The organism is uncultured Cytophaga sp., assembly GCF_937863595.1.
In the GTDB taxonomy this organism is placed as follows: Bacteria; Bacteroidota; Bacteroidia; order Cytophagales; family Cytophagaceae; genus Cytophaga.
The window spans coordinates 1-21,719 of record NZ_CALMGQ010000069.1 but is presented as its reverse complement, the minus strand read 5'-3'; the positions used below and the strand labels follow the sequence as shown (position 1 = coordinate 21,719).

The 21,719-nt window shown below is 34.8% G+C and carries 22 protein-coding genes and 4 tRNA genes; 16 read left to right on the top strand and 10 right to left on the bottom strand.

What is annotated here, in order from left to right; genetic code table 11:
* Positions 1–325: 325 nt before the first annotated feature.
* From Q0543_RS06510 to Q0543_RS06495, 4 genes are all read right to left on the bottom strand, one after another.
* A tRNA-Pro gene (locus tag Q0543_RS06510) sits at positions 326–400 on the bottom strand.
* 58 nt (positions 401–458) lie between these two features.
* A tRNA-Arg gene (locus Q0543_RS06505) sits at positions 459–532 on the bottom strand.
* Positions 533–644: 112 nt separating this feature from the next.
* Positions 645–719: transfer RNA gene (locus Q0543_RS06500), tRNA-Pro, on the bottom strand.
* Between the two features lie 78 nt (positions 720–797).
* Positions 798–887: transfer RNA gene (locus tag Q0543_RS06495), tRNA-Ser, on the bottom strand.
* 127 nt (positions 888–1,014) lie between these two features.
* Between Q0543_RS06495 and Q0543_RS06490 the strand changes: the two genes are divergently transcribed.
* The 8 genes from Q0543_RS06490 (at position 1,015) to Q0543_RS06455 (ending at position 8,799) form a co-directional block, all read left to right on the top strand.
* Positions 1,015–1,974 carry a VWA domain-containing protein gene (locus tag Q0543_RS06490; protein ID WP_299250566.1) on the top strand — a complete coding sequence of 320 codons (960 nt, stop codon included), beginning with the start codon at positions 1,015–1,017 and terminating at the stop codon, positions 1,972–1,974.
* The gene (locus tag Q0543_RS06485; protein WP_299250564.1) at positions 1,974–2,678 is read left to right on the top strand and encodes a tetratricopeptide repeat protein; all 705 of its coding nucleotides are present in this window, start codon (positions 1,974–1,976) and stop codon (positions 2,676–2,678) included. The genes Q0543_RS06490 and Q0543_RS06485 overlap by 1 nt, the downstream gene beginning before the upstream one ends.
* Positions 2,679–2,819: 141 nt before the next feature.
* Positions 2,820–4,001, top strand: a complete 1,182-nt coding sequence (locus Q0543_RS06480) for an acetyl-CoA C-acyltransferase (RefSeq protein ID WP_299250562.1) — start codon at positions 2,820–2,822, stop codon at positions 3,999–4,001.
* A 1-nt stretch (position 4,002) separates the two neighbouring features.
* Positions 4,003–5,595 carry a toxin-antitoxin system YwqK family antitoxin gene (locus Q0543_RS06475; protein WP_299250560.1) on the top strand — a complete coding sequence of 531 codons (1,593 nt, stop codon included), beginning with the start codon at positions 4,003–4,005 and terminating at the stop codon, positions 5,593–5,595.
* A 126-nt stretch (positions 5,596–5,721) separates the two neighbouring features.
* Entirely contained in the window at positions 5,722–6,657 is a 936-nt protein-coding gene (locus Q0543_RS06470; protein ID WP_299250558.1) for a phosphoribosylaminoimidazolesuccinocarboxamide synthase, read from the top strand.
* 32 nt (positions 6,658–6,689) lie between these two features.
* Entirely contained in the window at positions 6,690–7,076 is a 387-nt protein-coding gene (locus tag Q0543_RS06465) for an STAS domain-containing protein (protein ID WP_299250556.1), read from the top strand.
* A gap of 3 nt (positions 7,077–7,079) precedes the next feature.
* Positions 7,080–8,021: a ribonuclease Z gene (locus tag Q0543_RS06460; protein WP_299250554.1), complete on the top strand. Its 942-nt coding sequence runs from the start codon at positions 7,080–7,082 to the stop codon at positions 8,019–8,021.
* On the top strand, positions 8,005–8,799 hold the full coding sequence (locus Q0543_RS06455; protein WP_299250552.1) for a queuosine precursor transporter: 795 nt from the start codon (positions 8,005–8,007) through the stop codon (positions 8,797–8,799). The genes Q0543_RS06460 and Q0543_RS06455 overlap by 17 nt, the downstream gene beginning before the upstream one ends.
* Here Q0543_RS06455 and Q0543_RS06450 read toward each other — a convergent pair.
* The gene (locus Q0543_RS06450) at positions 8,796–9,545 is read right to left on the bottom strand and encodes an RNA methyltransferase (RefSeq protein ID WP_299250550.1); all 750 of its coding nucleotides are present in this window, start codon (positions 9,543–9,545) and stop codon (positions 8,796–8,798) included. The two genes, Q0543_RS06455 and Q0543_RS06450, sit on opposite strands and share 4 nt — an antisense overlap.
* A gap of 11 nt (positions 9,546–9,556) precedes the next feature.
* On the opposite strand from Q0543_RS06450, the gene Q0543_RS06445 reads away from it, so the two are divergent.
* From Q0543_RS06445 to Q0543_RS06430, 4 genes are all read left to right on the top strand, one after another.
* On the top strand, positions 9,557–11,989 hold the full coding sequence (locus tag Q0543_RS06445) for a BamA/TamA family outer membrane protein (protein WP_299250548.1): 2,433 nt from the start codon (positions 9,557–9,559) through the stop codon (positions 11,987–11,989).
* Between the two features lie 7 nt (positions 11,990–11,996).
* Positions 11,997–12,896, top strand: coding sequence for an oxygen-dependent coproporphyrinogen oxidase (gene hemF / locus Q0543_RS06440; protein ID WP_299250546.1), 900 nt, complete (start codon positions 11,997–11,999; stop codon positions 12,894–12,896).
* A complete protein-coding gene (locus Q0543_RS06435; protein ID WP_299250544.1) occupies positions 12,896–13,483 on the top strand; it encodes a phosphatase PAP2 family protein in 588 nt (195 codons plus the stop codon). The genes hemF and Q0543_RS06435 overlap by 1 nt, the downstream gene beginning before the upstream one ends.
* A 70-nt stretch (positions 13,484–13,553) precedes the next feature.
* The gene (locus tag Q0543_RS06430) at positions 13,554–14,168 is read left to right on the top strand and encodes a hypothetical protein (RefSeq protein ID WP_299250543.1); all 615 of its coding nucleotides are present in this window, start codon (positions 13,554–13,556) and stop codon (positions 14,166–14,168) included.
* A 262-nt stretch (positions 14,169–14,430) separates the two neighbouring features.
* Here the strand turns inward: Q0543_RS06430 and Q0543_RS06425 are convergent, their stop codons facing one another.
* From Q0543_RS06425 to Q0543_RS06415, 3 genes are all read right to left on the bottom strand, one after another.
* Positions 14,431–14,958: a transposase gene (locus tag Q0543_RS06425; protein ID WP_299250542.1), complete on the bottom strand. Its 528-nt coding sequence runs from the start codon at positions 14,956–14,958 to the stop codon at positions 14,431–14,433.
* A gap of 263 nt (positions 14,959–15,221) precedes the next feature.
* Positions 15,222–15,809, bottom strand: coding sequence for a riboflavin synthase (locus Q0543_RS06420; protein WP_299250540.1), 588 nt, complete (start codon positions 15,807–15,809; stop codon positions 15,222–15,224).
* 85 nt (positions 15,810–15,894) lie between these two features.
* Entirely contained in the window at positions 15,895–17,295 is a 1,401-nt protein-coding gene (locus tag Q0543_RS06415) for a sugar transferase (protein WP_299250538.1), read from the bottom strand.
* A 116-nt stretch (positions 17,296–17,411) separates the two neighbouring features.
* Here Q0543_RS06415 and Q0543_RS06410 point away from each other — a divergent pair, with 116 nt between their 5' ends.
* The 3 genes from Q0543_RS06410 to Q0543_RS06400 all read left to right on the top strand — a co-directional run bounded on the left by Q0543_RS06410 (position 17,412) and on the right by Q0543_RS06400 (position 19,392).
* Positions 17,412–18,077 carry a protein-L-isoaspartate(D-aspartate) O-methyltransferase gene (locus Q0543_RS06410; protein WP_299250536.1) on the top strand — a complete coding sequence of 222 codons (666 nt, stop codon included), beginning with the start codon at positions 17,412–17,414 and terminating at the stop codon, positions 18,075–18,077.
* A complete protein-coding gene (locus Q0543_RS06405; RefSeq protein WP_299250534.1) occupies positions 18,074–18,595 on the top strand; it encodes an acyl-CoA thioesterase in 522 nt (173 codons plus the stop codon). The genes Q0543_RS06410 and Q0543_RS06405 overlap by 4 nt, the downstream gene beginning before the upstream one ends.
* A gap of 155 nt (positions 18,596–18,750) precedes the next feature.
* Positions 18,751–19,392 carry a YceI family protein gene (locus tag Q0543_RS06400; RefSeq protein WP_299250532.1) on the top strand — a complete coding sequence of 214 codons (642 nt, stop codon included), beginning with the start codon at positions 18,751–18,753 and terminating at the stop codon, positions 19,390–19,392.
* A gap of 81 nt (positions 19,393–19,473) precedes the next feature.
* Here the strand turns inward: Q0543_RS06400 and Q0543_RS06395 are convergent, their stop codons facing one another.
* Both Q0543_RS06395 and Q0543_RS06390 read right to left on the bottom strand, forming a co-directional pair.
* Positions 19,474–19,635 (bottom strand): hypothetical protein, encoded by a 162-nt coding sequence (locus Q0543_RS06395; RefSeq protein ID WP_299250530.1) that lies wholly within the window; start codon positions 19,633–19,635, stop codon positions 19,474–19,476.
* 121 nt (positions 19,636–19,756) lie between these two features.
* Positions 19,757–21,025, bottom strand: a complete 1,269-nt coding sequence (locus Q0543_RS06390; RefSeq protein WP_299250528.1) for an OmpA family protein — start codon at positions 21,023–21,025, stop codon at positions 19,757–19,759.
* Between the two features lie 183 nt (positions 21,026–21,208).
* On the opposite strand from Q0543_RS06390, the gene Q0543_RS06385 reads away from it, so the two are divergent.
* Positions 21,209–21,475, top strand: coding sequence for a hypothetical protein (locus Q0543_RS06385; protein WP_299250526.1), 267 nt, complete (start codon positions 21,209–21,211; stop codon positions 21,473–21,475).
* The last annotated feature ends 244 nt before the right edge of the window (positions 21,476–21,719 follow it).

Genomic DNA, 21,719 nt, shown 5'->3' with positions numbered 1-21,719 from the left:
AAATATTGAGTACGGAAATGATGGTTAGGAAACCTTGAAGGTGTTGGGATTTAATTTTCCAGCCGTTTGGGATTTGATCTTTGGAGTTTGGAATTTCCACAACCAATGAGTGTACCAGTTGTTGGTGACCCGCTTTATTTTCAGTTCATTATACAAAGAGTTACACGGGCGGGAACACCAACAACGGCGTAAGGTGCTGGGATTTGATCTTCCAACCGTTTGGTATTTGTTTTTTGTGTTTTGTAATTTCCACCACCAATATTAATATGGAAAACGATAAAACAAAAATAGCTTCCTAGATTTCTCTAAGAAGCTATTTAAACCGTCGGGGTGGCAAGATTCGAACTTGCGACCTCCTGGTCCCAAACCAGGCGCGATGACCGGACTACGCTACACCCCGAACTATAAAAACAACAACAACACAAACAAAGACAAAAGGAATCGTTATTCCTTATCTGTGACCCCGAAGCGATTCGAACGCTTGACCTACTGCTTAGAAGGCAGTTGCTCTATCCAACTGAGCTACGGAGTCATTCTCTTCCCAACGTTTCCGCTGAGTCAATTATTTATTTATCAATCTACTAGCAATCCGTAGATATTTTTAAACAAAAAAAGTTTCAAGTAATTCCTGAAACTCTAAAATGTCGGGGTGGCAAGATTCGAACTTGCGACCTCCTGGTCCCAAACCAGGCGCGATGACCGGACTACGCTACACCCCGAAATGAAGGCGAACCTTCAATTATTTAAAGAACTTATACTACTTTCGTAGAAATTAAACAGTTACGTTTTAACTGTAATGGTAGAGAGGGAGGGATTCGAACCCTCGGTACGGTCACCCGTACGGCAGTTTAGCAAACGGCTACTTTCGGCCACTCAGTCACCTCTCCCTTTAAAAGTTTCACAAAGGTACTATTAAGTTTTAAATAAACCATAGCTAGATCCAAAAGATTTCCACAAATATTTAATTTTTGAATTGTAAAGGGCAATTCGTAGCTTAGAATCTCATTCGAACTCATGCACTTTCATTTTGCGCCCTCTTGGTTTATTTATATTTGTATAGGAATATTCCTAGTGGTTAATATTGTCTTCTTTTTACGAATCAATACCATTGCAAATCGCACACGTTCAACGATTCGGTATCGCATTTATCTAAAGTTTGCGCTCCGAATAATTGTACTTACCTGTCTGCTTATTGCATTACTTGGCCCCTCTTTTGGTAAGTACAAATCCAACGTAGTTGTTCAATCTAAAAACATCCTTTTTTTATTAGACGTATCCTTATCAATGGATGCCCGAGATGTATCTCCTAGCAGAATAGATAAAGCTCATACCATCATTCATAATATTGTAAATCAAAATCCTACAGACCAATTTGGACTAATTGCCTATTCAACGGGAGCTGCCATTGTATGTCCTTTAACATCCGATCATGAAACGTTTTTAGTATTTGAAAAAACAGCTAGCACTTCCATGTTTGACAATACGGGTACAAATACCTACGATGCGATTCGAATGAGTAATGAATACGTGCGAGCCTACAACAAAAATGGAAATACAAAACCTACTCTCATTGTTTTATTAACAGATGGTGAAGGAATTGATTTGGATGTCCCCATCACTGCTACGGATGAGTTTGCAAGCTTCAATATCGTTGGTATTGGTACTGAAAAAGGGGCGCGCATCCCCTATCTAAAGTCCTATAAAAGAGACAAACGTGGCGAAGAAGTAATCAGCACGCTTCATAGAGATAATTTATTTTATTTAACAGGTACCACAAATGCATCTTATTACGAAGTGAGTACGATGCAAAACAATGAACCAACCTTGTATTCTGTAATTCGTAATTTCAAAGGCGAGAACAGCGGATTAACAAAAATTGATGTTGCAGGCAATAAATATTATTACTTTTTATACATCGCCTTAGGTTTACTTATGTTAGATGTGTTGATTACTGTTAAAACCGTGAAAATTTGATGCTTAAGTTGCTTTTATTTATTTCGTTCTTTTCGAATCTTTGGTTTTATTTTAATAAAATCGAAGACTCAAATACGATTAAATTAAAAGCCAATCAAGCCTACAAAACGCACTATTATAGTGAAGCAATCAAACTATACGATGAGCTATTAACAAAATACGAACCCAATTCGGAGGCAATAAAATTAAACCTGGCACACGCACATTTTAAAGCAAAAGGTTTTGCTGCTGCTTCTAAATTATATACGGAACTAACTTTAAGTCCAAATGTAGAAATTAGATCTACTGCATTTTGTCAGCTTGGCGTTATTCAACATCAAACCAAGCGCTACACACTGGCTATATATTATTTTAAAGAGGCATTGCGCGTTAATCCAAATAACCTGATTGCCGCATATGATTTTGAATTGTTAAAAAGGACGCTGCAAAAACAAAAGAATCCAGGCTCCAGCACCAGTAAAGGAAAAGGGAACAATACGTCAAATCAAAATAACAATTCTAATTTACCCCCTAAAACAGATAACACCTTTAATTCAGAAGGTTCAAAAGAAACGGATATCTATTTTAAAATATTATACGAACAAAAGCGTTTAAGTAAACAACACGCTGAGAAAATATTGGAATACATTCAAGAACAGGAAACGCAATATTATCAAAAAGATAAAAGACACGTTCCTAAGAATATGAATCAACCGGATTGGTAGTGATTAGTGGTCAGTGGTCAGTGAAAAGTGGTCAGTAAATAGAGGCCATAGAAAGTAGTGACTATAAACAGAAATTACAAACAAAATCTTTAATAGTAAAGATTACACTTTACAACTTTACACTTTAAACTTTACACTTTTATGAAAGCTGTTTACATCGTTGCTGCATCTCGCACGCCTATTGGTAGTTTAGCTGGATCCTTATCTTCTTTGAGTGCTTCTCAATTAGGGGCCGCTGCTATAGAGGGCTGTTTGAACACTGTTGACATTCCGAAAGAAGCTGTTGAGAATGTATATATGGGTAATGTGTTGAATGCAGGACTGGGTCAAGCACCAGCCAGACAAGCAGCTATTTTTGCAGGTTTACCACATTCTACAGAAGCTACCACCATCAACAAAGTGTGTGCATCTGGATTAAAAGCGATTCAATTAGCTACGCAGCAAATTCTCTGTGGAGACGCTGACGTTGTACTTGCTGGCGGTATGGAAAGTATGTCGAACGTGCCGTATTATTTAGATAAAGCACGAAGCGGTTATAAATTAGGAAATGGTGTACTTACAGATGGCATTATTAAAGATGGTTTGTGGGATGTATACAACAATTGCCACATGGGTAATGCCGCTGAAAACACAGCTACATCCTTAAACATAAGCAGAGCACAACAAGATGCCTATGCAATAGAATCCTATACACGTGCAGCTGCTGCATGGGAAAAAGGTTTTTACAAAAATGAAGTTACCCCCATTACCATTATGGGAAAACCAGGAGAAAAAACGGTTGTTAACACCGACGAAGAAATTTCAAAAGTAAATTTTGATAAAATCCCTTTATTAAAACCTGTGTTTGATAAAGAAGGAACAGTTACTGCTGCAAATGCATCGTCGATTAATGATGGTGCTGCAGCGCTATTATTGGTAAGCGAAGAAGCATTAAAAAAATATAACTTAAAACCATTGGCACGCATTCTTTCGTATGCGGATGCGGCTCAAGATCCTTTGTGGTTTACAACAGCACCTGAATTGTCGGTAAAAAAAGCCTTGGATAAAGCCAATCTAAGCATGAATGATATTGACTATTTTGAATTGAATGAAGCCTTTGCAGTGGTTTGCTTGGCATTAAATCAAAAGCTGGGTATTGATCCTTCTAAAGCAAATGTTTGGGGAGGCGCTGTTTCACTAGGTCACCCGATTGGTTGTTCGGGTGCGCGTATTGTGGTAACTTTACTGAATATTTTAAAAACGAATAAGGCGCGTTTGGGGGTAGCTGCTATTTGCAATGGCGGTGGTGGTTCAAGTGCTCTTGTTATTGAAAATTTAAGCTAATATGTTTGTTCGATTGTTTATCTTATTTTTTTTAACTGCACTTTCTGTATCCGCACAAAAAGTGAAATACACGTATTATAAACCGTATGATACCATCGGTATCACTACTCCTATTAGCGAAGAGTTTCAAACACTGGAAGCAGACACGTCTATAAAAAACGGATACTATTATTCCTTTTCTCAAACAAAAGATACAATTCTGCATTGCTTTTATGTGAATAATAAAAAAGACGGTCCGTATAAGTTATATTACGGTCATGGACTTTTAAAATATCATGTCAATTATAAGAACGATATTAAAATTGATACGGCATATTATTATGAAGAATCTGGAGCCATCATCGCAAAAGAAATCTATACACCCGTCCTTCTCAAAGATAAACCAACCGTTACATACACGTATTATCAATATTTCAATAAAGGAAATCAATTAACTAAAACCTGTTTTTTACTAAACGACATACCGGACAGTACCTATACAGAATACTACCCAAATGGAAAGCCCAAAATAAAATCTGCTTTTACGAAGGGCATTCGCAATGGAGAATTCATCAGTTATTTTGAGAATGGAAAGACGTCTCAACAAGGTGCTTATAAAAATGATGAACTAAATGGTATCATTACTTCCTATTTTCCCGAAGGAGAAAAACGTGTAGATGCGAGTTATAAAAATGGGGTATTAGACGGCACGGTAAAACAATATTTCAGAAATGGGAAATTGTTTTCGGAATCAAATTATGTAGAAAATACGCAGCACGGAATTACAAAAACATTTTATCCTTCTGGCACCATTCATACAGAAGAAAATTTCTCCTATGGCGTATTGAATGGTTCTTTCAAAACGTATTTTGAGAATGGACAACTCGAAACGGAAACATATTTACAAAAAGGAAAAAAACAAGGTACTTTTAAAAGCTATAACCATTTAGGCCAGCTGGTTTTGGAAGGAAATTTTGCGAACGGAGAAGTAACGGGCGAAAATAAAGCGTGGTATGATTCAGGAAAAATAAAACATCAATACCAATACAAAAATGGAATTAAAATTGGTGAAAATACAAATTTCTATGAAAATGGAAATAAAAGTAAAATTGAAAAATATTCCAACGAAGGTATAGACGTTGCACAAAAGATTTTTTATGAATCGGGCGAACTGAAAGAACAAGGTACATACACTGTTAAGAAACAAGCTACGGGAACTACGCTTACGCCGAACGGATTGATTAAAACCTTTTTTATTAATGGTCAGCTTGCAAAACAAACGCCCTACACAGCTGGTAAAATTGTGGGGGAAGTACTCTCCTATTTTGAAAATGGAGTCGTTTCTTCAAAAGAATATTTTTCTTATAACATTCGCTCTGGAACGTTTTTATATTATCACCCAAACGGCACCTTGGCTGAATCCATCGTTTATAAAAACAACAAGAAATACGGACTTTATAAAAAGTTTTACGATACTGCGGTAGTGCAAACTTCTGGCAACTATATCAACGACAAAAAACACGGAGAATGGAAATCTTTTTCTCCTGAAGGCAAACTGGTAAAAAAGGAGCTATATAAGAACGACTTCGTGGTATCCGAAAAAATATACGAATAATGGCTTTGTACCCTAAATTGTGGTTAAAAAAGGTTTGAATGGGCTAAAATATAGCTCATTCAAGTTATTTTCGCTTTTAAAGCTCATTTTTTGAACCTATCTTTGAAGGATTATAGTACCCGTAGTATGAATGCAATAAAAGAAACACATTTTGAATTGCCAGGTCAAACTGGATTTTATAAAGGAAAAGTACGTGACGTTTATTACGTAGGCGACAAACTTGTTGTAGTTGCGAGTGATCGCATCTCTGCATTTGATGTTGTTCTTCCTAAAGCAATCCCATTCAAAGGTCAAGTATTGAATCAGATTGCATCAAAAATGTTGGCTTTAACCACTGACATTGTTCCGAATTGGATTTTATCTACACCAGACCCATCTGTGAGTATCGGTATCAAATGCGAACCGTTCAAAGTTGAAATGGTTATTCGTGGATACTTAGCGGGACATGCAGCGAGAGAATACAAAGCTGGTAGACGCGCCGTATGTGGTGTTGCATTGCCTGAAGGGTTGAAAGAAAATGACAAACTCCCTACGCCAATCATTACCCCTACTACAAAGGCAGACGAAGGACACGATGAAGATATTTCTAGAGATGATTTATTAGCACGTGGTGTTGTTAGCGAAGCAGATTATATTCAATTAGAAAAATACACACAAGCATTGTTTCAACGTGGAACTGAATTAGCAGCGAAACAAGGTTTGATACTTGTTGATACAAAATACGAATTTGGAAAAGTTGGCGATAAAATTTATTTAATCGACGAGATCCATACACCTGATTCTTCTCGTTACTTCTACATCGATGGCTATCAAGCACGCCAAGATAAAGGAGAATCACAAAAGCAATTATCCAAAGAATTTGTTCGTCAATGGCTTATTGAAAACGGATTCCAAGGAAAAGATGGTCAACAGATACCAGAAATGACGGACACAATTGTTGCAGGCATTTCGGACAGATATATAGAATTATATGAACAAGTAACGGGCACTGCGTTTATAAAACCAACAGAAAAAAATCCCGAAGCGCGTATATTGACGAATATTCTATCCGCTTTAAAATAATAATACCATCACCGATTTTACTTAATAAAAACATGAAATTCACAATAGAAAAAACAGAGAAATATGTTCTGTTCCAATTAAACGAAGAGAAACTAACATCCATTAGTGCACCTGATCTGAAAACAGAATTGGTTACATTAAATGCAGAAGGTTATAACAACATCATTCTAAACATGTCTGATGTGAAGTATGCCGATTCTTCCGGACTTAGCTCAATCTTAATTGGTAATCGTCTGTGTTCTAATAGCGGCGGCTTATTTGTGATGTGTAATATCAACGATCATGTAATGAAATTATTGAAAATTTCACAACTAGATACTATTTTAACTTTATTGAATACGGTTGAAGAAGGTATCGATGCTGTTTTTCTACATGAAATAGAAAATGGTTTAGACGAAGAAGAAGATTCAGCTGAATAATACATGGAATTCGAACTCACCATACTAGGTTCAAGTTCGGCAACGCCGTCAAAGGGCCGATTTCAATCGGCCCAAATTTTAAAAATTCACAACGAATATTTTATGATTGATTGTGGAGAGGCGGCTCAATATCAACTGAGTCGCTATAAAATCAATCACTCAAAAATTTCACATATTTTTATCAGCCATTTGCATGGCGACCACTTTTTTGGATTAATTGGTCTACTGAGTACCATGAATTTGTATGGCAGAAAAAATCCAGTACATCTTCTTGCCCCTCCAGGATTGGATGAAATTATACAAACACAATTAAAGTATTCGCAAACTGTTTTACAATACCCATTGCACTTTACGTGTTTAGATAGCACTAAGAGCGAGCATATCGTAGACCATCCTCTTGTTGATGTATACACGATTCCGCTTCAACACCGTATCCATTGCAATGGATTTCTAATTAAAGAAAAAAAGAAACCGCTAAAAATAAATAAATCAAAGTTACCTAAAGAACTTGGTTTAGCTGATATCGCCCAACTAAAATTAGGTAATGATGTATACGATGCGTCTGGCAAATTGATTGCAGCAACGGCAGATGTATGCATGCCTGAATTAAAATCTAGAAGTTACGCCTACTGCTCGGACACGATTTATACCGATTCTTTTTTGGACATCATTCATGGTGTAGATTTATTATACCACGAAAGTACGTTCTTAGATGAACTCGCAGATCGTGCAACAAAAACATTTCACACAACAGCCAAACAAGCCGGACTTATCGCAAAGAAAGCAGAAGTCGGCAAACTCATCATTGGACATTTTTCTTCTCGCTATTACGATATAGAACCTTTTCTAGAAGAAGCAGGTGCTATATTCAAAAATACTTTCCTTGGTATTGAAGGAAGTACATTTTCAATATCAGATCAGATCGAGGATGAAACATGTAACTGAGAATAAAAAGACCTCCTTATTTATTGTATTAGCAGGTATCTTTATCACCAATGCCTTATTAGCAGAACTTATTGGTGTTAAAATTTTCTCAATTGAAAAAACATTCAATATTGAACCCGCACAACTAAGCTTGTTTACGGATTTCAAATTAGACTTCAACCTCACTGCAGGTGCAATTATTTGGCCCATTGTATTTATTTCAACCGATATTATCAATGAATACTTTGGGAAAAAGGGCGTTCAAAAAGTAACGTATATTACCATTGGCTTAATCGCCTACAGTTTTTTTGTCTTGTATCTTTCGACCCATATTAGCCCTTCTGATTATTGGCTTAATATCAATGATAGCGATGCTTCCGGAGCTCCCTTTAATATTGATTATGCATATAGTCGCATCTTTTCTCAAGGACAATCCATTATCATTGCATCGCTTACCGCATTCTTAATCGGACAATTATTAGACGTTTATATATTCCATGCCATACGTAAAGCAACGGGCGAAAAATGGCTGTGGTTGCGTGCAACAGGCTCTACCTTGGTATCGCAATTGGTAGATAGTTTTGTGGTATTATTTATCGCATTTTATCTATTAGCAGGCGATCACAAATGGAGTATAGAACAATTACTATCGATTGGTATTATTAACTACATCTACAAATTTAGCGTAGCCCTTATCTTAACTCCGTTATTGTATGTAGCGCATCACTTCATTGACTCCTACCTAGGAAAAGAAGCTGCAGAAACAATGATTGAAGAAGCGAATACAAAAGAATACTAATGCCCTCTCTGCCCTGCAATTCGATCGCAACAAATGGCTGTAGCGATGCCCACATTCAGGGATTCTGCCATACCAAAACGCGGAATTGAAATGGTTTGTGTCAACAGATTTTTTATTTCATCTCGCAAGCCATGTGCTTCATTTCCCATAACCAACACTCCTTGCTTTCCAAACGTGGATTGATGGATATTTTCACCATCTAAATCTGCACCATAAACGGGTACTTTTTGCTGAGATAAAAAGGGTATCAAGTCTGTATAATGAACAGCGACTCTCAAAAAAGACCCTTTAGATGCATTGATCACCTTGGGGTTGTAAAAATCGGCCGTTTCTTCGGAACAAATAATTTGTTTGATGCCATACCAATCTGCTACTCGAATAATGGTTCCTAAATTTCCAGGATCGTTGATATTATCCAACACAATTGTCCATTCATTTTCAATAAGTCCTGGCGTCGTTTCAGGCTTCATGTCACAAATTACAATTGCAGAGTCATTGGTCTGCAAGGTTCCAATATCATTCAACTCCTTTTCAGAAGCCTTTTCAATTCTATCTAAATATGGTTTTAACTCAGATTTATAAGTGGTTTCAAAATAATCCGTCACCAATATTTTATGAATTACAAGATCTGAATGCAACACTTCCAGAACCGATTTCTCTCCTTCAATAATAAATTGCTTATAAAGTCTTCTAAATTTCTTATTTTGAAGAGATTTCGTGAATTTTACAGTCTGTTTAGATAACATCGAATTTTATTTTGAAGCTACTATATTACATCTTTACTGCCATACTCGCAATCATTCTGCTTCAGGGTTGCAAACCGTCTGTCAGTTTATTTGCTACAGACCCCGATTATAAAGGCAAATACATACTTTATAATCAAACGTCTAAAGGATTGAGAGATGTCAATAATTCAGATATTGAGGCCTTATACAAACAAAAAGCACAATACAAACTTTTTGGAATTACTCCCTACTTAACGATTCATTACATTGGAAAATCCTTTTACGACACAACGTATATCAAACAAGAAATAAAGGCAACAAAAGTACGCTTTGATAAAAAAATCACAAAAAAACAGCATACAGAAAAAAGATATTTAGCAATCGTAGCTAAACGCAAGAGAAAAATTGCAAAACTTCAAGATAAATTAATAAATGGGAATTGGATGATGGGTTCTTTTGGAGAATATCCATCCATTCTGGATACTTCTATTATTCGGTATACGAGAGATCAAATTTCGAAGTATTTATTTAGTAAAGGATATTTTAATAATGACGTGAATTATAAAATAGATACACTTGGAAGAAAAACATTTGTAAAATATGTTATTAAAGAAGGCGATCAATATACCTATGGCAGAATTACTGCTGAAATTGAAGATACAGCAATTCTGAAAATTGTACGTGATACAAAAGGTAGCAAATTAGAAAAAAACGATCCATACGATCAAACAAAAATTGATACGGAGCGCGATCGTATTTTCAAACTATTAAAAAATAATGGATACTATGAATTTTCAAAAGAGTACATCGGTATTATAATTGATAGTAGTAAGCTTGGCAATCATAAAATAAAATTAACCGTTGAGATCCTAAATCCAGAGGTTTCCATGCACCAACGTTTTAAAATAAATGATGTCATATACATTCCCGTTGTACAAACAAATGATACCATTACCCAATATTCAGATACCTTAGAATATAAAACAATTAAATATTGTCGAAATAAATCTGCATACAATTATAAAATTTTGGATGGTAAAATCAGATCAAGACCAACTAGTTATTTTAAACAAGATTCATTACTGGTAACACAACAGCAACTTGGCTCAATGGATATGTTTCGATTTGTGAACGTGAATTTTCAGAAACGAGATTCGGCTACACTAGACATGTTGATTTATACCAGCAGAATGCAAAAGTATTCTATTTCGCAAGAATATGGTGTCAATGTTGTTCAAGGTGTTATACCGGGTCCATTTTTTAATGTCAATTTCAGAAATAGAAATACATTTGGGAATTATGAAGTGCTGGATTTCAATGTACGCTATGCGCTAGAAGGCCAAGCATCTGTACTCGACAATCAAACAAAATTACAAACCATTGAATGGGGAATCAGTACAAGTCTTACCTTCCCTCAATTACTTGCACCCACACGCATACGTTTTAAAGCATCAAAATACAATGCCAAGACTCGAATAACCTTTGGATATAATTCTACTCAAAGACCCGAATACGACCGGTATGGTTTTAGGTCTCAACTATCTTATCTGTGGCAAACCAGTCAATTCTCTTACTTTTCATTCTCGCCTATTGATGTTAATATTATCAATAGCAAGATAAAAATGAGTGCGTTTTCTGATTACTTAGAAAATTTACGGAACAATGGTAATAATTTATACGTCAGTTTTTTACCATCTATTGTAACGAACATGAATTTCAATTATACCTATAGCAATCATGCATACGGAAAAAAAACGCCTTCTTATTATTTAAAACCGTCCTTTGAATTAGGTGGCATCATTCCGCATTTAATTAGTCAAAATATTACGCATGAATCCAACAATAGATTATTTGATTTACAATATTATCAATATTATAAATTACAAGTTGATTTTAGATATTACAAACCCATAAAAACAAAAACTGTTTTAGCTTTTAGATTAAATGCAGGTATTTCCAAACCATATGGATCTTCTAATTACAAAAAAGGCGGAAGCAATGTGTTACCCTATGAAAAGTATTTTTTCGTGGGTGGTACCAACTCTATACGAGCATGGCGTTACCGTAGATTAGGACCAGGGTCGTATGCAAATACGGATCCTTCAAAACAATACACAAACGAAGAGCCCGGAAACATAACGATTGAATCAAACTTTGAACTCAGACGAAAACTATATAGTTTCATAGAAGGAGCCTATTTTATTGATGCAGGTAATGTCTGGTTGTTACGTGAAGATAAAACCAGACCAGGTGGTGAATTCAAATACTTAAAATCATTCTCAGAAATTGCAGTTGGAACGGGTGTTGGATTGCGATTAAACTTCACATTCATTATTGTGCGTTTAGATGTAGCTTTCAAAACGTGGGATCCCGTCCACCCCATTGATGATCGATTTGTGTTATTTAAATTCGACGATAAAAATAATAGACCTATATATAATTTCAGTTTAGGGTACCCATTTTAATAAAGACATGATTACGAAAGAAATAATCGAGAGAGAATTCCAAAAAATACAACAACATATTTGTTCCGAACTAGAAGCGGCAGACGGTAAAGGTGTATTTAAAACCGATGAATGGACACGTTCCGAAGGTGGTGGTGGTAAAACCAAAGTACTTACAAACGGTTCAGCTATTGAAAAAGGTGGCGTAAACTTTTCAGCGGTATATGGTGAAACACCCGACAACATATTAAACGCATTAAAATTATCGAAGGCAGATTTTTATGCCACGGGTGTATCGATTGTTATGCATACCACAAATCCATGGATACCAATCATACACATGAATATCCGTTATTTTGAAATGACCAATGGTACATGGTGGTTTGGTGGTGGTATAGACTTAACGCCACACTACGTAATCAAAGAAGATGCTATTGAATTTCATCAAGCATTAAAGGATGTATGTGATACATTTCATGATAGCTTTTACTCTAAATTTAAGGAATGGGCAGATCAATACTTTTTCATCAAACACCGAGGGGAATCAAGAGGTGTAGGAGGTATTTTCTTTGATCGTATGGGGAACGACGCACCGATTAGTAAAGAGAAAATGTTTGAGTTTGTTTGTGCACTCGGTTATTTATTTCCGAAGGTATACACCAAACTAATAATAGAAAATAAAGATAAATCATTTACCGAAGAAGAACGCAATTGGCAAAAAATACGCAGAGGGCGTTACGTAGAATTTAATTTGGTATACGATAAAGGCACTAAATTTGGATTAGACACCAATGGCAGAATTGAATCTATCTTAATGAGTTTGCCACCAGAAGCAAACTGGACGTATGATTTCCAACCACTAAAAGATAGTAAAGAAGAAGCCACAATCAACTGGTTAAAAGCTCGTCCTAATTGGCTTTCACTGTAATGTTAGAAACTCTACAACAAATAGACCTTGATGTACTGGTTTGGATTAACCATACATTAAAAAGTGACTGGATGGATTCTGTTATGCTTTTTTGCACCTCAAAATTCACATGGATTCCTTGGTACGCAGTACTTCTTTATTTTTTGTACAAATCAAATCCGAAACGTATTTGGATAAATTTGATTGTATTAACGTGTTGCATTGCAGCAGCAGACCAATTAGCATCCGGTTTAATAAAGCCTTTGGTTGAACGTTTACGTCCCTGCCACAACGATGCCGTAAATTTCAAGTTACTATTAATTGATGGAGTGTGTGGCGGACAATATGGTTTTGTATCTTCCCATTCTGCAAATGTTTTTGCTTTATTTACATTCTTTTATTTAAAAGCTGTATTTAAACATATAAAAGTTATGCTTTACATATTATTTGTGTGGGCTTTTATTGTTTCTTTGAGTCGCGCATACTTAGGCGTACATTATCCGGGAGATTTACTATGCGGTGCATTGGTTGGCACTATTGGAGCTTATGTTGTGATTTGGTTGGAAGGGTTGATTGAGCGCAGGTATTTCACAAAAAATAACGAATAATAATCCAACATTACGAATTATTATTTACGGACTATTTAAATTATATAACAATCAATTAAAATAACTACTTATGAAAAAAATAAACTTCCTGTTCACAATCCTTTTAGCTTGCTTATGTATGTGTTCTTGCGGCGTAAAGCCGAAAGGAGCTGCAACACCCAAAGAATTAATTATTGAAGCCAACAACGCAGGCTCCGATACAAAAGTGTTAAAGTCTTGTTATTTTTGGTCTACGCCAGAAGAAGAAGCAAATATCGATGCCATTATTTCAATGAAAACGATGAAACCAGAAGTAGATGCTTTTTTTGAAGAGGGTGAAAAGAAATTTGGAGATAAATTTTCGGTAGCTTATGGTATGGGGACATTTGTATTAGCATTAGCTACCCAACCTACGCAGTATGACAAAATGATCGAGGGTGAATGTATTGAAAAAGGCGATACTGCAATTGCAACGGCTGATATAGTAAACGGCACCTCCACAACAACAATTAAAGCCGTAATGATTAAAAAAGAAGATCTGTGGTATTTCCCTGCTCCTTCAGCGCGTGGCTCTAAAACTCCAGTTGAAATTACAGCATTAATGAAAGCTTTTTTAGCTGAATCAAAAAAAGCGTTAAAAGAATCTGATACGGCAGAAAAATTTGGAGAAGCAATCAACGCATATATGACGACAAAAATGAATTAGCAATTGCTCTAAGCATTAAAACTGCTGTGAAAAATTGAAAAATAAAAATACGAAAGTTGAATTTATATAATGTAATGCGTCTATTCATTATCTCGATAAGGAAAATACGCATTTTGTTATACATCTATTCATTACTTCCAAATTTTCTCCAAATCTGGGATAATTCTTCAACTTCTTTCTCAGCTCTTCGGAATTTGCAATTCCGAAGCCAGATAATATGGATTTGTAATCCATATTAAAAAAAACTACAAAAAACGTCTTTTCAAAAAACACTTAAATTTAGTAATCCCTTTCTAATACCATGACTTTCCGCACAACTACTCCAGATATATTCTTCTTCCTTCTCAACTAATCCTGCACGAACTGGATTTAAGTGAATGTAATCCATTTTATTCATATAAAATTCTTTTGTGAGAATTTCTTTGCCGTGATATCCTTCTTGCCAAAACCAGATATGTTCATCTTTTTTCAACAACCAAAGTAACCAATCCTTTCTGCTCTCATGTATAGTATTTTCTACACATGAAACGATTTCTTTTGCGGTAAATTTTTTAAAATCACGTATGATATAACTCAAATTATTTCTATTACTACTCACAATAAGATGCATGTGATTGGACATAATTACCCATGCATATATTTCTAAGCCCTTATTCGTTTGACAATATTTCAAACTATTAATAAGTATATCAACATATATCTTCCGCGTAAAAATGTCCACCCATTGATGAACAGTGCATGTGATATAATAAAGACTTTGTTGATTGTAAATTTTATATGTAAATCCCATAGCTGTATAATTGGGATGTAAATTAAATTATTTTAAAGAATAAAGCGTTTATCAATTGTTAAAATTGTATTAAACCTGCAGAAATAATTATCTTAATAATAAGAACGGATTACAAATCCTCTTTATTTGGCTTCGGAATTACAAATTCCGAAGAGCTATATTATAGATGAAAAATTAGTAACAAAAAATTTAATTATTTACATAAGAAAAAATTTATTAATTTTCCTGACCACTGTTTACTGACTACTGACCACTGTTCATACTTACTTCCTCCCCAACAACTTCGCAGCATACTTTCCTAAAATATCAAATTCGATATTTATCTTAGAGCCAACGATACATTCTTTCAAAGAAGTATGTTCGAATGTATATGGAATGATAGCTACGGAAAATGCATCGTCTTTGGATTCAACCACCGTTAGGCTTATTCCGTTTACACAGATAGATCCTTTTTCCACGGTTACGTTACCAAGAGACGCATCGTATTGAAAGGTAAATAACCAACTACCGTTATCATCTTTACGTTGCGTACAAATAGCAACTTGATCCACATGTCCTTGAACGATATGCCCATCAAAACGACCATGTGCAGGCATTGCACGCTCTAAGTTTACATGCATCCCCTCCTTCCATTCAGAGATACTTGTTTTACGTATCGTTTCTTGAATAGCCGTTACAGTATGGGTATCATTACTTAAGGCGACAACAGTCAAACAAATGCCATTGTGCGCCAGACTTTGATCGATCTTTAATTCATTCGAAATGGTAGAGCGCACTGTGAAATGGATGTTCCCTTGCTCTTCAACAATCGTTTCAATTCGTCCTAAACTTTCTATAATTCCAGTAAACATCTTTCTTTTGACTTAGATTTCAATTATGAATTATAAATTATGAATGATCAAAACGTTCATAATTTATAATTCATAATTCATAATTTCATTTCCCTCTCCCCTGAAACATAATCAACACCGTATCCAGCATGATTTCAAAGTCTAGGGAAAGCGACATGTTTTCAATGTATAAAATATCGTATCGTAAGCGATCTACCATTTGATCTACATTTTCAGCATAGCCGTATTTCACTTGTCCCATGGATGTAATGCCAGGACGTACTTTATGTAAGTGTTTGTAATAAGGAGCTTGTTGCATAATTTGATCGATAAAAAATTGTCGCTCTGGCCTAGGACCAACCAATGACATATCGCCTTTCAATACGTTATAAAATTGAGGAAATTCATCCAATCGTGTCTTGCGCATAATTTTACCCCAAGGTGTGATGCGACTATCTTTATCGTTTGCTAATGCAGGACCAAGCTTTTCCGAATCCAAATACATACTTCTAAACTTTATGATATTAAATGGCAAGCCATTTTTGCCAATACGCACTTGCTTATAAAATACGGGCCCCTTAGAACTCAGTTTCGTTAATAACGCAATAACACTTAAAAAAGGCAGGCCGATTATTAAAACAACAAGTGCTGCAAAAATATCAATACAACGTTTTAATGCTTTTTGCCAAACCGGAATTAAATCTTGGTTAATTTCTAACAAAGGAAGATTCGACAATAATTTTATTTTTACAGATCCTAAAATTAATTGATAATTTTCAGGTATAATATTGGTTTTAAGAGCTTCCCCTTCAAGAGATACCAGTACTTTTTCTAAATACTCATGTTCTTCTTTTTCAAGGGCAATAATCACACGTTCAATATGGCACCGATGAATGATGGTATTTATCTGTTCGATATCCCCTATTTTCCGTAACACATCCGAACATTTGTCTACAACTGTTGAATGCGTTGGCAAATAAGATATGAAGGAATATCCCAGTGCATCTTTTCGTTTATGTAACTCGTCGTATACTTTCCTGGCTTCATTTCCAGAGCCTACTAGTAAGGTATTAAATGAAATTTTTCCAGAAGATATTTGTTCTCTTAAATACGTAAATGCAATAATTTTTGCAACAGAGGTACATATAAATTGAATAATGAAATACGCCCCAAATGTTTTATAATATTCATGGTATTCATTGATACCTTCATCATCTAATAGTAGCGTAAAAAATATAATAACAACACCTATGAGTGTATTATTGAACCCTTTAAATAATTCTCGAATACGGGTTTTGTCAAACACTTCAGTATATGAACCAACCAAGGTATTTAATGCGACCCAGAACAAGCCAATGACGCTTGCATTTATAAATAAAGAAATTCGAATTACTTCAACTTCCTCATGTAACAACTGCTTTCTATTATAGAAAAACAATATCCAAGCACAAAAAGATGCAATAAAATCTAGCGTGGCAGGAATTAAATTATAATAGGGTCTTTTCAATGTATTTTGAACTTAATTATTCACGTATAGAATCTATTTCTCTGCTAAATTATTAAATCCCAAGAAGTAGAACTATTTTAGTAGTAAAATATTTACATATAAAAGTATTCAATACGGTGGAAGATTCCTATTTGCATAAAGGACTACGAAGAAAACTCATTAAAATATTAAGAGACAAGGCTATTACGGATGAATTGGTTTTAGAAGCTATCAATCGTGTACCCAGACATATCTTCTTAGATAATGCATTTTTAGAGCACGCCTATCAAGATAAAGCATTTCCTATTGGAGATGGACAAACAATTTCCCAACCCTATACGGTTGCTTCACAAACGAGCCTTCTAAAACTATCTCCAGGTATGAAAGTACTTGAAATAGGTACTGGTTCTGGATACCAATGCTCCGTTTTATTAGAAATGGGTGCAAATGTTTTTACAATTGAATACCATAGAAGTTTGCACGAAAAAGCAAAAAAAATGTTGCAATCACTCGGTTACAAAGCACAATTCTTTTGTGGCGATGGTAGTGAAGGCCTTGCACGCTTTGGCCCCTACGACCGTATTTTAGCAACTGCAGGAGCACCGTATGTACCGACAAAACTATTGGAGCAATTAAAAGTTGGTGGTATTTTAGTAATACCCGTGGGCGATCAGAAAACACAAAAAATGTTGCGATTAACAAAAGTAAGTGCAACCGAAATAAGCCAAGAAGAATGTGGAGACTTTCGTTTTGTTCCGCTCGTAGGAAAAGATGGATGGGCTGCTAAAACACCGAACGTATGAACAAGCAACCAAGATTCCCTAGCGAATCTAAAGTAATTAAGTCTGAATTGGTTTTACCTAATGATACGAATACACTTAACAACCTTATGGGGGGAAGAATGATGTATTTAATGGATGTTGTAGGCGCTATTTGTGCTTTACGACATTGTGGAAATGGTGTTGTGACTGCATCTGTCGATAATGTTTCATTTAAGGCTCCAATTGCGCTTGGCAATATCGTAACCCTAGAAGCAAAAATTACGAGAGCATTTACAACTTCTATGGAAGTACATATTGAAGTTTGGGCCGAAGATGTGATCAGTAGATTAAAAACAAAAAGCAATGAAGCCTTTTTTACATTTGTCGCATTAAGCCCTGACAAAAAACCGCTTCCCATTCCAGAAGTAACTCCTGAAACAGCTAGAGAAAAGGAATTATTTGACGGTGCTTTAAGAAGAAGACAGTTGCGCTTAATTCTAGCTGGCCGTATGAAACCCTCGGAAGCTACGGAATTAAAAGCATTATTTGATAATCTATAAATTGTACGATTACAATAATATCAAATAAAGAATATTATTCCATTTATAGTATTACTCATACCTAATAAATTAAATCCTTTACAATTACTTAATTTACAAATAGATAAAAATACATTTGGAAATGACGCAGGTCTTTCGTAAAATTGTATAAATAAATGTTTAAACACGCATTATTAAACCATTCCAACAATATGAAATTAAAAATCATCTTTGCAAGTGCTCTTTTAGCATCATTCTTATTTTCTTGCAACTCAACAAAATCAACTGAAGCAACTGCTGTAGATTCTACAGGTACAGAAGCTACATTTATGGTTGACCCTACAGCTTCAAACATCGTTTGGGAAGGCAATATGGTTAAATTGTACAAACATTACGGAGATTTAAAAATATCTGAAGGTTCTTTCACTGTTAAAGGATTACAAGTTACAGGCGGTTCATTCACAGCTGATATGAAGTCTATATCTCCAACGGATAGTAACTATTCTGCTGAGCATCCAAAAGAGTATTTGGTAGGACACCTTAGTGATACATCATTCTTTTCAGTAGGTACTTACCCAACTGCTACATTTGTTATTAAAACTGTTTCTGGTAACACTGCTACAGGTGATTTAACATTACGTGGTATTACAAATGAAGAAACAGTTACAAATATTTTAGTTGACACTGTAGGTGCAGTTAAAGCTACTGGTAAATTGGTAGTTGATCGTCAAAAATATAAGGTTGCATACAAAGCTGATGGCGACAAAGTTTTATCGAACGATATTACTTTAGACATTACTCTAGTAGGTAAAAAATAATTTGTTTGTTTTAGTTTATAGTTTATAGTTTTAAAATAGCCTCTACTTGTAGAGGCTATTTTTTTTATCCTCTTTATCAAATCAGATTCTAATTCCCAAACATCCAATACCATTTACCCAAAAGAGTTCTAATATATGATGCATCATGAAATATTGTGCATCATGATTTAACGATTGCCTAAATACAAATTGTGTTGCCATGAATATGTTTGAAAGGTGTCTGGATAAATCTGTGTACTCCATTCCTTTCTAACACAAGGAAATATTCAATTTAATGAAATTCATTCTTTCATCAAAAAAATAGATTATGTAAGCATAAAAAAAGCTCATGAAACATGAGCTAATATTTTCAGAATATAAATTATTACATTTGAATAATTTCAAACTCTACCCTTCTATTTAATCTCCTATTTTCTTCGTTGTCATTTGGACTAATTGGTTTATCAGGACCATAGCCTTTTACAAAAATTCTTTTGGGGTCAATATTTCTACTCACTAAATAATCTTTCACCTTAATTGCGCGCTCTTCAGAAAGTTTCAAATTCAGATCCCTACTCCCTTGGTTATCAGTATGCCCTGCGACTTCAATTGTAACCATTGGATGTTGCTTTAATGTAGCCACTAATCTATCCAATTCTACATAGGATTCAGGTAAAAACTCTGCTTTACTTTGAACGAATAATACATGCTGCAAGACAATTTTGTTTCCTTTTTTAATTTCAAAAATAGAATTATCCTTTTCGGTTTTCACTTTAGAAGTAGTACCAACTAATGTTTTTACAACGATTGTATCTATAGGAATTATATAGTTTTTTACTGTATCAATAACAGCAACAGCTACTGTTATTTTTTTAACTTCTACTGGTACTGTAATATTAGGAGGAACAAACGGGTATTTGGATTGAACAGCATAAATTTCTTTCACATCTTCTTCAGAAATAAATTTCTCCCAAATATTTAAATCATCCATCTTTCCCGCAAAGTAACTCGCTTGTCCGGGAAAATCGCAACCAATAATTAAGGGCTGTTTATTTTGAATGAAATTCACTCCTATATTCTCGCAAGCAATTAATTTGCCGTTTAAATAATATTTTGCAACATATCCATTAAAGGTAAAAGCGACCATATTCCATTTACCAGGAACTAGACTAATGCCATTTTTTGTATACAAGCCTTTAGATGCGCCCTCTTCACCTCCATCAAAATAAAATCCTTTGTCGGATACACCAAGTCGATATTGAAAGTTTGTTTCTGTTTCCGTTTTACAAAAAATCGGGGAATAATGATTGGAGTTGATCTCGGACCATTCAGGAGCAGTATTATAATGATTTACAAATACCCACATGGTGAACGCAAAATTTATAGTAGGCAAATTTCGTTCATTTCCGAAAGGAATGCGAACCAAACCATCAACACCATTAAATTCCAATGCTTTACCAGCTCTACCAAATCGATCAGATGAAGCAGCAACACCTCCTGAAAGTTGTCCATGAATACGATTAGGACCAATATCATATGCATTTCCATCAAAAGAATACGCATATACCCACCCCGCAGCAGATTTCTGTCCCAGTGCGTTTTTACTCGACAGGATAGATAACAGACATACAAATACAAGGATATATAATCGCATACGAATTATTGTATATTTAAATACATGTTTAAAGATAGAACTAAAATTCTAACTTTTTGTAAATCATGTTAGAAACTCGTACAAAAAGCGTTTTTTTTAAGCTATGTAGAGAGGCGAAATAGATCATTTAAGCTATATTTTGAAGCTTAACTATGTTTTTTTCATAACTTGCATAAAAAAACCATGTGTACATTTACCATCCCTATAAGTAAAAATGTAATTGAAACAATCGAACATGTTAAAGTTTCGATTGCTAAAATGGAAAACGCAACTTTTGAGGGCACAGAAACAACTGGCAATTTTTCAATGCCTAGTCCTTTAGGAGCAATTAAAGCCACATATACCATATTGAATTCTAAAGCAACTTTTACCGTACAAGAAAAACCTATGCTTGTGCCCTGCTCGCTCATAGAAACAAAACTTTTTCAACTCTTGAATCCTCAAGATTGAGCATAATAGCATATTCATATATTTGAATATGCCATTCTATTTAATGAATATGCTATTCTATTTAATGAAGCTACTATTCTAGAATAGCTCCATTTCTTCACAATTCCATACATTTTAAAACCTTTGTTTCTTATATAAGTATAATAGACATAGGTAAAAAATTATTTTCTAAATGAAAAACAATATACTCTTAGTATTCGTTTGCATCGCAATGCAATATATTTATTCTGTAAATGAACAGTAT